This is a genomic window from Undibacterium umbellatum (assembly GCF_014284125.1).
Lineage (GTDB): Bacteria > Pseudomonadota > Gammaproteobacteria > Burkholderiales > Burkholderiaceae_D > Undibacterium > Undibacterium umbellatum.
Genome location: NZ_JACOFX010000010.1, coordinates 188,733 through 202,154 on the forward strand (window position 1 = coordinate 188,733; position 13,422 = coordinate 202,154).

At 48.9% G+C, this 13,422-nt stretch carries 9 protein-coding genes; all 9 read right to left on the reverse strand.

The features are described from left to right. Positions 1-29: 29 nt before the first annotated feature. The gene (locus tag H8L47_RS18500; protein WP_186955078.1) at positions 30-1,391 is read right to left on the reverse strand and encodes a TolC family outer membrane protein; all 1,362 of its coding nucleotides are present in this window, start codon (positions 1,389-1,391) and stop codon (positions 30-32) included. Between the two features lie 2 nt (positions 1,392-1,393). After that, complete coding sequence (locus H8L47_RS18505; RefSeq protein ID WP_186955079.1) at positions 1,394-2,749, reverse strand: HlyD family type I secretion periplasmic adaptor subunit; 1,356 nt, start codon at positions 2,747-2,749, stop codon at positions 1,394-1,396. Then, the gene (locus tag H8L47_RS18510) at positions 2,746-4,593 is read right to left on the reverse strand and encodes a type I secretion system permease/ATPase (RefSeq protein ID WP_186955080.1); all 1,848 of its coding nucleotides are present in this window, start codon (positions 4,591-4,593) and stop codon (positions 2,746-2,748) included. The genes H8L47_RS18505 and H8L47_RS18510 overlap by 4 nt, the downstream gene beginning before the upstream one ends. Positions 4,594-5,191: 598 nt before the next feature. Further along, on the reverse strand, positions 5,192-6,499 hold the full coding sequence (locus H8L47_RS18515; protein WP_186955081.1) for a glycosyltransferase family 4 protein: 1,308 nt from the start codon (positions 6,497-6,499) through the stop codon (positions 5,192-5,194). 97 nt (positions 6,500-6,596) lie between these two features. Then, on the reverse strand, positions 6,597-8,213 hold the full coding sequence (locus H8L47_RS18520; RefSeq protein WP_186955082.1) for a tetratricopeptide repeat protein: 1,617 nt from the start codon (positions 8,211-8,213) through the stop codon (positions 6,597-6,599). A 16-nt stretch (positions 8,214-8,229) separates the two neighbouring features. After that, complete coding sequence (locus H8L47_RS18525) at positions 8,230-8,823, reverse strand: class I SAM-dependent methyltransferase (RefSeq protein WP_186955083.1); 594 nt, start codon at positions 8,821-8,823, stop codon at positions 8,230-8,232. A gap of 86 nt (positions 8,824-8,909) precedes the next feature. Beyond that, the gene (locus H8L47_RS18530; protein ID WP_186955084.1) at positions 8,910-9,614 is read right to left on the reverse strand and encodes a SapC family protein; all 705 of its coding nucleotides are present in this window, start codon (positions 9,612-9,614) and stop codon (positions 8,910-8,912) included. A gap of 252 nt (positions 9,615-9,866) precedes the next feature. Next, positions 9,867-11,357: a tetratricopeptide repeat protein gene (locus tag H8L47_RS18535; RefSeq protein WP_329605467.1), complete on the reverse strand. Its 1,491-nt coding sequence runs from the start codon at positions 11,355-11,357 to the stop codon at positions 9,867-9,869. A gap of 200 nt (positions 11,358-11,557) precedes the next feature. Next, the coding region (locus tag H8L47_RS18540; protein ID WP_408057716.1) for a beta strand repeat-containing protein at positions 11,558-13,422 on the reverse strand (1,865 nt) is incomplete at its 5' end.

Consider the following 13,422-nt stretch of genomic DNA (forward strand, 5'->3'; position numbering starts at 1 on the left):
CTGTGCCGTTTTTTCTTTATGCGTCAAAATTAATTGATGGGCGAGAAAAAACCCGCCACGGTCTGCAAATCTTCTACCTTGACAGTACCTGCGGCAACGCGCAATTTCAAATAGCTGATCAGGTAATTGTATTTAGCCTGCGCCAGATCACGTCTTGCTGCAACCAGTTGCTGTTCTGCACTGAGCACATCCAGATTGATGCGCACACCACCTTTAACGCTTTGCTTGGTCGCTTCCACCAGCATGCTGGCTGAATTGACGGATTTTTGCAAGGCGGCTATCTTGACGACACTGCTTTGCACAGCATTGTGCTGCTTGCGCAACTCTATTCCTATGCGGCTGCGTGTCGCATCCAGCTCTGCTTTGGCTTTGTCGCGATTGGCCACTGATTGATTGCTGATGGCACTGACATAACCACCGGAATAGATAGGTATCACCAGTTGCACGCCTATGCTTTTTACCGTTTGATCCTGGCTGTAATTGGTCACACTGTCTGAAACTGAACGGTTATAAGTCGCGTTTAATTCCAGCCTGGGTGCATGACCTGCCCTGCTTTTGCTGATTTCATGCTCGGCCACTTCCAATGAGTATTTGGCAGCGGTGATTTCTGGGTTATTTTCAGTTGCGATCGTCATCCAGTCTTCGAAGGTGTTCATCACTACTGGAGCAAGTTGAAAGTCTTTGCGCAAGCCATCAAGCTGGCTGGTATCGAGACCGGTAATTGCCGTCAATGTATTGCGCAAATTGGTCAGATTATCGCCAGCCTCTATCACTTGTGCCTCAGCCACATCCAGTTTGGCTTGAGTTTCCAGCATATCTGTCCGGGTACCCTCACCTTTTTCAAACAGACGCTCATTGATGCGCTTTTGTTCTGCATAGGCGTCACGCTGGGCGCGGAACAAATCCAGTTGATCTTCAGCAAATTTGGTATCAGCGTAAGCAGTTACCAGACGTATCATCAAATCTTTGCTACGGGCAGAAAACATTGCATCGCTGTAATTGGTTTGCGCGATACCCTGTTTGTAACGTGCCGTTGTATCCAGATTGAATAAGACCTGGCGCAACGACAGTGTATTGGTCAGGCTGGTGTACTCATATTCATTGATAGTCGGCTTGCCACCCGAAAACAGCGTTGGCGGGCCGATAGTATCGGCCTTGTTTTTACCTGTTCCATAATTGAACTGTATGCTGGGCAACAAACCTGCGCGACCGATTTTCCTGAATTCCTGCCCAGCGATATTTTCCGAAACTGCAGAACGATAGGTGGGGTCGTTCAGCAAAGCAGCTTCATAAGCTTGCAACAAACCTATGGCCGAAGCCTGTCCTGCCGAAGCCAGCAAGATGCTGGCCGCAGAGGCGATCAGGCTCAGGTGTTTCCATGATTTTTTCATGATTACTCCTCAGTCATTGCAGAATGCATACGATCAATAATCGGTTTCAGCAAGTAGTTCATCATGGTGCGGCCACCTGTGCTGACGAATAGTTCAACCGGCATACCGGGACGGACTTGCAGATGGGCGAGCATTTTCTTGCCCTCAGGTGCCACTTCTGCGCGGACTTTATAGAATGCCTGGCCAGTTCTTTCATCCAGAGTACGGTCAGCCGATACCTGGGTAATGATGCCTGGTATATGCGGTGTGGTATTGGTGTTGAATGCCGAGAAGATCAATTCGGTTTTCAAACCAGGATGTACCTTGTCTACCAGATTCACTGGCAGCATGGCTTCCACGATCAGGGCATCATCCTGAGGAACCAGTTCCATCAGCTTGAAACCACTAGGCACAACTGCACCTTTGGTGAATACATTCAGGCCAACGATAGTGCCTGCCACAGGCGCTTTTACCATGACATTATTCAAATCAAAATCCAGTGCCGTCAAGCGATTTTCCAAAGCTTCTGCTTCTTTTTGCGTGTCAGACAATTGTGTGCGGATTTCTTTTTGATAGTCTTGCTGGCGCTGAGATTTGCGCAAGCCCAATTCCATGATCTGGCGTGATACGCGGCCCATGTTGCCCAGGTCTTCAGAAATGCTGCCGTTCACCTGGGCATAAGTGCGTTCCAGGTCCAGCAAGCGATTGCGGGCGATATAACCTTCCTTGGCCAGGTCACGCATACCGTCAAGCTGCTCCTTGAGGAATTGCTGTTGTTGCTTCTTGCTGACCATGGATTCTTCCAGGCCCTTCAATTGCGACTTCAAACCGGCGATATTTTCATCCACCGCACCCAGTTCACTCTGTATGGATATCTGGCGTGTCGTGAACAATTGCTGTTGCAGCAAAATCGTGTTGGCGACGCGGGTATCATTCCTTGCCTGTTCCAGTTCCTTGGGAAAGCTGATGGACTTGGCATTCGCCCGCTCAGCCAGCAAGCGGGCTTCCACTGCCTGCGAAGTGAACAATTGCACCCTGGTGATTTCAGCCGCGGACTTGGCACTGACATTATTCATCTTCAGCAAAACCTGGCCTGCGGCAACAACATCACCATCCTTGACCAGGATTTCATCTACCGTACCACCTGTTTGATGCTGGATGACTTTGCGGCTGGAAGCAACTGCGACGTTGCCGCTCATCGGCACGCCCTTATCCAGCTCAGCAGTAAATGCCCACAGCAAGAAACCAAACACCCCCACCACGATGATGATCCAGCCGAGGCGCGCATAAGCACGTGCGTCTGTGTTGACTTCCAGTATTTCTACGTTGTGGGTAGTCACATCCGTGACGTCACCCTTTTTGACCAATGCATTTTTCATGATTTTTCCTGTTCTGCAGCTGCGGCATTAATTCTTGCCTGTGTATCTGCTGGTGGCTCCGAAGCTGCCGACTGCAGGCCGTTCTGAGCCGGATCTTGCTGGGCCGCCTGTTGCGCCGCTGCTTGCTGGGCTTGCTGCATTTGTTGCATCTGCTGTTGATTGGCCTGATTCAGGGCAGCCAAAACCTGGTCACGCGGACCAAAGGCCTGCGCCACACCATCGCGTAACAACAAGAGCTTGGTGGTAGCACCCAGAATAGTCGTGCGATGAGTAATCAGGACAATAGTTTTGCCGCGCTGGCGCAGGTCATTGACCGCCATAACCAAAGCTTGTTCACCGATATCATCGAGATTCGAGTTTGGCTCATCGAGTACCAGCAGCGAAGGATCGTCGTACATGGCACGGGCCAGACCGATACGCTGTTTCTGACCGCCTGACAAGCCCGCACCACCATCACCCAGACGGGTGTCATAACCTTGCGGGAAATGCAGAATCATTTCATGTACGCCAGCACGCTTGGCGGCCAGAATAACTTTTTCGGAATCGACTTCACCAAAACGGGCAATGTTTTCTGCAACGGTACCGCCAAACAATTCTATGTCTTGTGGCAGGTAACCGATGTTTGGTCCGAGCTGGTCTTTGTTCCATTGATAAATGTCAGCACCATCCAGACGCACCTTGCCAACGGCCGCAGGCCAGACACCTACCAACAAACGTGCCAGTGTTGATTTACCAGAACCTGAAGGGCCGATCACACCAAGCACATCACCTGGCTGCAATGCCATCGACAATGCTTTGAGCACTACCACGGTAGAACCTGGAGCCGCTGCAGTCACACCTTCGACCGACAAGGCACCCAGGGGTTTAGGCAAGTCCATGCCTGCTTCACGCGGTGGATTGTTGGCCAACAGTTCATTCAGGCGGCCATAAGCACCTTTGACTGTACTCCATTGTTTCCATACACCGATCAGTTGGTCGATAGGACCGGTTGCCTTACCCAGCAAAATAGAACCAGCAATCATCATACCTGGTGTCATCTTGCCTTCGATCACCAGCAAAGCACCAAAACCCAGCACCAGAGACTGTACGGAGACACGCACAAATTTACTGATAGCCGTGATAACGCCTGACTTTTCACTTGCTTCTGCCTGCAATTGCAGGAAACGGCCATGCAATTTGAACCAGCGCGACATCAAGTTGGGCAACATGCCCATGGCTTCAATGACTTCCGCATTGCGCAGATTATTGGTCGCCAGATTACTGGACACAATGGCCATGGTATTGGCTTCGGTCAAAGGCTTTTTGGAAACCACTTCATTGGCGTAGGCCAGCACTACCATGATGATCACTGCGCCCAGAGCAAACAAGCCCAGGTAAGTATCAAACATGAAGATCACTGCCAGGTAGATCGGGAACCAGGGTGCATCAAAGAAGGCAAACAAACCCGAGCCTGTCAGGAACTGGCGAATTTGCGTCAGATCCTGCAATGCCTGGCCAGCATTGCCACCACCACGCTTCAGATTTTGTTCAAATGCAGCGGTATAAATACGCTTGTTCATTTGCATATCAAGTTTGGCACCGAGACGGATCAGGACGAAGCTGCGGATATATTCCAGCGCACTCATCAGCGCGTAGGCACCCAACATCAGCAATGTCAACATCAACAAAGTGATTTCGTTGCGGCTTTGCAAAACACGATCGTAAACCTGCAACATGTACAGGGAAGGTGCTAACATCAACATGTTAATGATGGCACTGAATATGCCAACGGTTCTGAAGGCACTTTTAAAGGTCATCAAGACCTGTGCTATTTCAGTTTGTGGAAGTTTTAATTTCGAGATCATTTGTATTCTTTGCACACTGAAGTGCTAAAAACATCGCAATATAAAAGGTGGCCGCTGAATGGATACACTCTGGGTAAGAGAATTCATCTGCATATTTAGGGCAAGGCGGCATTATCCCTGTTCACAACTCAATTAAATGTGATGTACATCACATTTTTCGAAAGCGTAACACAAGTTTTGCGCTTTTAAAACGCCTTTCGTGCGTCTATCCCCTCAGATTTTGGATACTCCCGGCTGTATGTTAAAAAATATTCTTTTTTAGCTGCAAGGCTGCTGGCATTTTCTGCATACTCCCCAAAATGTTAACTGATTCTAAAATCTGGCGAATACGAGCTTTATTCAAATGGCAATTATTCTCTGGCAAAAAATAGTGGGGAATTTTGTGCTCAAGCAAAGTAAATCACACTTGAAATAGGTATGGAGAACACCATTTACACAAGGGACATGCTGCACCTATCAACTCATTGCGACAAGTTGCAGGATCTGCCCGGACAGATATAGTTTGCTGCACATTGCACCTGAATACCAGTCAAAAAAAAACGCCCCACAATATCCGTTGCGGGGCGCCGAGTTCTTAATGGTCTTGCTGGCTACACATTTATTTTAACTCAATTACTACTGTGTTTACAACTGACTCAGTAGATATCTCGTTTTGAATGTTAAACTTTGTGTCTTCAGCCAGACTTTGTACCCATTCCAGTTGGGCAGGCAAACATACTTTTTGCAAGTCATAGAATTCACAGGCAAAACGGCGGGCATTTTCACCCAGGCGCTGCCGTTCTTCGGGTTGATCAAGCAAATCACAAACCTCTTGTGTCAAAGCCGCTGCGTCAAAGAAATCGACCAGCCTGCCAGTTTCATTCTGACGTATTGCTTCACGCAGGGGCTGTGTATTTGAGGCGACGATGGCACATCCCGCACTCATGGCTTCAAGCAAGCTCCAGGAGAGTACAAAGGGGTAGGTCAGGTACACATGAACGCGCGATAATTGCAGCAAGGGAATGAAATGCTGGTAAGGGATATTGCCAAGGAAATGAATGCGCTGCATGGCGCTTTCCGGCAATTGTGTACTGACTTCGCTGAGGAAAATCTCTTTCCAGGATTTGCCACTGGCTGACTTGGCACCATAGCTGACATCATCCCCACCAACGATCAATACCCTTGCGTTCGGCCTTTGTGCCAGTATCTGCGGCAATGCGCGCATGAAAATGTGGTAACCACGGTAGGGTTCAAGATTGCGGTTGACGAAGGTGATGACTTCATCATCGCGCGTCAGCGTCAGGCCATCACCTAAAGTCAGTGCAATGCCAGGGTTGGGGGCGATCATGTCGGTGTTGATGCCATCATGAATCACACTGATACGTTCGCGGAAAGCGCTGGGAAAAGTACTGGCCTGCCAGTGTGTCGGCGAAATGGCGGCATCTGCCAACTCTATGTGCAAGAGATTATTGATATTCTTTAGATGTATCTTACAGGCTTGCTCTATGCTGTCGGATGAAAATTCGGGGTCAAAGCCAACATCGGCACCTGATGCGTGATAAAAGAATTCCGCATAAATACCCAACTTGGCCTTGGGCCAGACCGTTTTCAAAAACAGGCTTTCACCCCAGCCCGGATGAGCAATGATGACATCTGGCACGAAGCCCTGTTCGCGCAACTGCAGGGCTGCACGCATGGCGGCTTCGCCACGGATGACCTTGGGCTCACTGTCCGCGAGCCAGGGATGGATGTCGGCACTCGTGCCACGCGCCACCTGATAGGGAAACACCTTCACACCGTTCCAGAGGGAAGGCGGTTTCTTTTGCATGCTCAGCGCCACCACCTCATTGCCAGCATCCGCAGCCAGCGCCGGTGCCAGATGCACAAACTGGCCGGGGAAATTTTGATGAACGAACAGGATTTTCATAGTACAAATTGGCAAGAAATACGGGCAAATGGAATTGCAACAGTATAAACGTTATTCAGTTCTGGTGATGCAGGCAAATACCCCGCTCTGAACACAACTAGGAGGGTATCAAATGATGAGCAAATGCCTGCATGATACCGTCAGGACGTAAATGATGGGCATCAATATGCCATTGTTGATTGGATTTACCGTTCCCACCGTCTGTCATGGTGAACACATCAAGAAAATCCATGCCCATTTCCAGGGCTTGTCGTTTTAGCTGAGTATTGAACAGCGACAAAAACTGACCAAAATGCTGCAACTCTGCTTGCGTATGGACACTCTCATCCAGATGATGGGCTGGCACACCGCTGACAATCATCTTTAGCTTGCGTGCTTGCGCCTGAGAGGAGACAAAATTCAGATAAGCTGCCACGGTGTTGTGCACGCGCTGCTCCAGGCTGATTTCGGTGGATTTTTTGCTGGCCTTATATATACCCCCATCAATGCGGCAATCAATTTCACCGATGGTAATCAACACCGACGACACTGGTGGAATGGCCTGCAAGTAGTTATTCAGTGCTTGCTGGTAATGATTGGTGCTGGCATGGCCTATACGCCATTGCGTGCATCCCTCTATCCACAAGCCTTTGCATTGCAAATGCTGGTCATGATAAGCGAGCACCAGATTATGTGCCGATAACATGTGGCTTTCACCAATAACATACAGCATGCCTTGCGCCTGTGGAATTGCTGACTGCTGCCTGAAAGATTGCCACCAAAGTTGTATTTTCAGCATGAAGACACAGTAAATCAAAGACCCCTTGTCTTTGATCTGCACATTCCCAAGCATCTCTTTTGCCACATGCAGCAAGGCTTCAACATTGGCAGGGTTACCAAAGACATAGTGCAGTATGGCCAATTGCAGGGCCGCATTTTGCCTTGGAAAACCAGTCGTCGTCAGTGCCAGTACTTTAGAATAATGCTCGACTGACTCGTTCAGATGACCTGTGATTTTGTAGATATTGGCCAGACAAGCATGCAATTCTGCATTATCTGGCGCAATACTCAAGCCCTGCTGATAACTTTGGAAAGCTTCCTGCAGTCTTTCCAGCTTCAATAGTGCATTGCCGCGATTATTCCATGCCTGGAAATGCCCGGGATTAGTCTTCAGCACTTGTTCGTAATCAAGTAAAGCCCGCCCATACTGGCCCATATCCATATGCAGATTGCCGCGATTAAAGTAGGCATCCGGGAAGTCTGGCTGCTTGTCAAGGGCCCGTGCATAACAAGCCAGGGCCTCAGCCTCCCGCCCCAAGGCGCTTAATGCATTTGCCTTGTTATTGAGCGTCTCGGCAAAATCTGGCATGGATAGTAAAAAGCGGTCATAACTGGAAATGGCCTCTGTATGGCGCTCCAGATCAAGCAAGACATTGCCAATTGATGCATGGATGATGGTATGAGCGGGGTTGATCGACGCCGCCAGAGTCAGCAAATCCAGAGATTGCTGCAATTCGCCTTGGCTACGCTTGATCATGCCAAGAAATTGCAAGGCTTCAAAGTGTCTGGCATTGATTGCCAGTATCTGCAGATAAATTGCCTCTGCTTCAGGCAATTGTCCACCTTGATGCAAGGCCAGTGCTTTTTGTAACAACTGCGCGGCTTGAATGCCACTATTTACGCTGTTGCCCGACTTCGTGAGCACAGGCTGGGCTTGCGTTTTCTTTTTATGCATTCTGCACCACTCAGCATTATTTCAATTGCGCAAGCACCAGATTTTGCACTTCTTCGGCAGATCTTTTGTTTTTGCTGCCTACTGCCCACAAATCAAACGCTGACGGCCTGGATGCCGCAACGACCGTTTGAAAACCTGCTTCGGCCAAGGTGTTCATCAACACTTTTTGTGTAAAACCACAACGATGTGCCATATACAAATTGCCCTTTTCCATCGCTGGGCGATGACCATAGAGTATATCCAAAGGTGATATCGGGCCGGCTGGCGAAATATATGCCGGTTCCAGCAACTTATCTTCAGCAACCAGTTTGCAGACGGATTGCAAGTCAGGACAGGTGACCACAAAGATGCCATCGTCCTTTAGTACACGCAAAATTTCTTTTAGTGCGACAGGTACTTCATGCGGATAAAGATGCTCAATGTTGTGCGAAGAAAACACGGCATCAATAGAACCGGATTGTACGGCGCTCATATCCGTCAGCGTCCCCTGTATGTCTGGCTTGACGGAAGGATCAATATCAAAGCGTATTTCCTGCCAGTCATTGGACTGAAAATAGGGTGTCGTTCCAGACTTGCTTTGTGGGCCGCAGCCTACGTGTAGTAATTTCAAAGTTTCACCTTAAGTTTGAGTCAAAAAGAAAATGGGGCATAACAGCCCCATTTTCTATTCACATGCCAATGCGCGTCAATGACAGATTATTGCACCTGGTCAGGACGGGAGGATGCCAAAGCAACTTTAGGCAGATGGCGGAAAGAAGCCCAGTGCAATTCCAGCAGACTCATCAAACCACTACGTACCCAGCGCGCCAGTGTAGCATCGTCCAGCGCCAACACTTTTTCACGGTCTACAATGCGGAAGCCACCGATAAGGTGTACTTCATTTCCTTCACGGAAATTGAGGTCTTTTGCTACCAGAACGCCTGCTGTTTCCAGCTCATTGAGGATGACACGGCCTTCGCGCAGGTTCTTTTCATAGCTGTTCAGCAGTTCCACCACTTTGGCAAAATGCGGGTTGAATTCTGCCTTGTCAGTAAACACCGGTTCGCCTTGTTCGGTGTTGAACTGTGGGGCATCCATATCGGCTGCCAACAGGTATTCATCCGTGTCACCGATGCGGCCCAGAATGAAAGGATAGCGGCGTACATGTACTGGCACATAGGTGTCAGTCCATTCGTTTTTGTCATTCAGGAATACATTGCGCTCTCTCAAGCCCAGCACAGCGATTGCATTCAACAAGCCGGATTTTGTGAACAGGATAGGATAGCATTCTGCGGCTTCCGGGATCTCCGTTGGTGCCAGAGGAGCTGTAGTCAGCGCACGGGCGAAGGCAAAATCTGGTGCTGGTTGAAAGCGCAAAGAGCCATGCAGGTTCTTGTCCAGGGTTTGAGCATTTTGAAACATAGTAAAACTCCAATAACTAGAAAAAGCCCATTTCCATTGATGGCATGGGTTAAGCGCCAGGCTTAGATGGCATTAAATCGTCTATCAGTATTTGACCGGAACACGACTACTCACATTGAAATATAGGCATTTCAGTCAAAATCAAGTGCAGTATTGTATCAGCAGGTTTAAGCGATGGCGCTTTTTTCAGCAGCAGAGAGTGCGGTAAGGATATCGCTCACCTACCCAGACCTGCCTGAGGCTTATGCGCACTTAAGTCAACTTGCGCCAGATCAGCAAATACCCTGGTATGGCTTGGAGGTTTTCCATCCTGATAGTTTGTGGCAGACATTGCAGAATGGCAAAACCATGTTGTGATGCCAACTCGCCCAGATAGCTTAATTGATGTGCATAGCGGCCACTGCTGCGCAGAGTGTAACCCTGGCTAGTTGGTTCTTGCGTTTGCACCTCGTCAGCAGCTTCGACAGAAAATGCAAACAAGCCCTCTGCTACCAGCAAGCGTTGGACTTGGGGAATAATCCCATCAAGTTGCCCAAGATAAACAAATACATCGGCAGCAGTGACCACTTCATAACTGGCGTTGGTTTCCTGTACACACGCACTGAGTAGATCAGCCTTGATCAACCTGTGATACAACTGCCTTGCCTGCGCTTTAAGCAACATCTTTTCTGACAAATCGACACCAACCAGTTGTACCGCCAGCGGTGCCAACTCTTTCGCCACCAGGCCTGTGCCGCAACCGAGATCCAGGATGCGCCATGCTTTTGTATTGACTGTCCGTAACCGTCTGAGTTCTTTGCCTATCATCTGGGGGATCTGATATTCAAGCACCTCTTGCAAATGCTGGTCAAAACGATCGGCATAATCGTCAAACACCTTGCTGACATAAGTCACGGGTGCTTGCGCACTGTTCTGCCCACTTAACACATTGATGAAATGTAGGGCATTCCCCAATTGTGGATCCAATGCAATGGCGCGTTGATAACTGCTTATTGCCTGCGCATTTTCGCCTGCATCTTTATATATATTGCCCAGGGTATTATGAATCTCCGCCAGACTGGGCTGCAAGGCAGCGGCACGCTCTGCGCATTGTATCGCCGTTTCCAGCTCCTTGCGCTTTTGATAAATCAATGCAAGATTATTCCAGGGTTCTGCCAGCGCAGGATTGAGAGTTGCCGCATGTCTGTAGGCCAGTATTGCTTCATCTGACTTTCCCATGTCCTTGTACACATTGCCTATGTTGCTATGTGCCTCCGCATAGTCAGTCTTGAGTGCACATGCTTGCTGAAAACATTGCAAAGCTTCAAGCAACTGACCGGATTCACGCAGAGAGGAACCCAGATTGTTATAAGCAAAGAAATTGCTTGGATTGTTCTTCAATGAGATTTGAATGTAGTGTATCGCCTGTGCATGATCTCCTTGCTGGTGAGCAGTCACTCCGAATAAATGCTGGGCATCTGCATGCTCAGGATGCACCTCCAGTATCTGTTGATAAAATTTTCTGGCAACATCAAGCTGCCCACCTCGGTGCATTGCGAGGCCTTGCTCCAACCAACTGGCAAGCTGGTTTTGCGTTGCTAGCTTTTGCTTTTCTGCAGACGCATGCGCAGCCTCATCGGCAGCCATGCAACACTGCTTGTATTTCTTCCCACTGCCACAAGTGCAGGGATCATTCCGACTCAGTTTTTTCATGGTCATTACGCAAGTGGGTAAAAATAGAGATACAAGATTTATCGCTTGCATGCTAACAAATACTTGTCACGAATCACACATTTTTGTGGTAAATCTTTAACTGTCAGTCATCATTATTCAGCCGCACAAGCAGCCTATAAAAAAACCCACCGCTTTGCAGAGGTGGGTTTTTTATTTTCAACAGCTGGGAGGATGTTCTCTCCCAGCTGCATGGGTAGCTTGCTACCCATTTTCCTGCATAGCTTACTGAATTAAGCGATGAAGTCGCCGGCAACGATAGAACCTGCGCCAGTGATTTTAACGATAAAGTCAGTTGCGTCAACTGTACCTACAGTGCCACCGATGTTTTGGAAAGCATAAGTACCAGCTGCTGTACCTGCGGCTACAGTGATGACGTAAGCCTGGGTGTTAGCTGCCAGAGTCGCGCCAGCTGCTGTTGCTGCTGTGGCGATTGCTGCTGCCAGAGTTGCTACGTCAGCGTTAGCGATGTTCAGTGCGTTCAATGTTGTTGCGTTAGTGCCTGTTTTGAACACGTCAGCGCCAGCAACTTTGAAGTTTGCCACTGTATCGATATTGCCCATAACAGAACCAGTAGTGATAGTTTCAGCACCAGTTGCAGTTGCAGACAGGTTGATTGTATCAACACCTGTACCGCCGGTTACTGTTACTGCTGTAGCTGCTGTACCCAACAGGTTCACTGTTTGGCCGCCTGTACCCAGAACAACTACGTCGCCTGTTGCGCCTTTGGAGTAGTTCAGAGTTACACCAGCACCGTTTTCGTTAGTGAAAGTGTAGCCAGTTGCTGCAGAGCCAGTAACGTTCACTGTTTCTAAGCCTGTGACCAGAGCAGAGATATTCAAGTTAGCGCCGATAGCACCGATGTTCAGTGTATCTACACCCAAGCCGCCGTCCAGCGTTGTTGCGCCAGCGATTTGTGTTGCTGTGTAGTTGAATGTATCTGCACCTGTGCCACCAACAACGCTCACTGTGTTAGTACCAGCAGTGAATGTGTTAGTACCGTTAGCCAGTGTGAAGCGTTCCAGCGCTGCGTTAGCAACGATAGTACCAGCTGTAGTCAGAGCGATAGTTTCTGTGTTACCAGCAGAAACTGCACCTGTGAAGCCATTGTATTGCGCTGCTGTCATGGTGTACACGCCAGTTGCTGCCAATGTCAGGTTTTCAAAGCCTGCGATGTTGGAACCAGCGATATTCGCGCCAGCTGCCAATACCAGAGTATCTGTACCTGCACCTGCACTGAAAGTACCAGCGTAAGTGAATGCACCCAATGTCAGTTGGTTAGTACCTGTACCCAGGTTTACATTACCAGCTGCGAAGGATGTACCAGCACCTGTCAGGTCAACAGTATCATTGCCTGTGCCACCGTTCACTGTAGTAATACCAGTGGTAGTTGCACCGAAGTTGAAGCTGTTAGCTGCATTAGCCAGGTTCAGAGTTTTGATGTTGGTGATAGTACCGCCTGTTGTAGTGTTGCCGATATTAACAGTCAGTGCATCACTCAAAGTGATGACATCTGTATCAGCAGCATTACCGTTGACAGTTGTACCATTCAAAGTTGCGCTCAAACCTGTGAAGTTGTCGTTCACGTTCAATGTGCTATTGAATATTTGGCCAGCTACCAGTGCTGTTGGGTTCAGTGCTGTACCGCCACCGTTGACTGGGTTAGTACCAACAACACCTGTTGTTACTGTTGCGCCGCCAGATACTGTCACTGCATTGGATGTAGTGATGTTGTTCACGCCACCGCCAGTTGCATTGGAAGAAGACGTTGTGTCGATTACCAATGTGCCGCTAGTAACAGAGATCAGGGACAGATCGATGTTGTTCACGCCAGCGATATCATCAATGATAGTCAGTTGATGTGGAACATTGCCAGTGAAAGTGATCACTGGTGTGCTCAGGGACAGAGCAGCACGAGCAGCAACCAGAGCAGCGTACTGAGAAGCAGTGATCACAACAGCAGAGTTTGCAGTGATGTTTTCAATGTTGGACAGTTGTGCACCAGCCAGGTTGATCGCACCGTAAGTGACCAGTGTATCGTTACCAGCACCCAGGTTGATCGTGTCTGTGACAACGCGAGCAACTGCATTGACTGTGG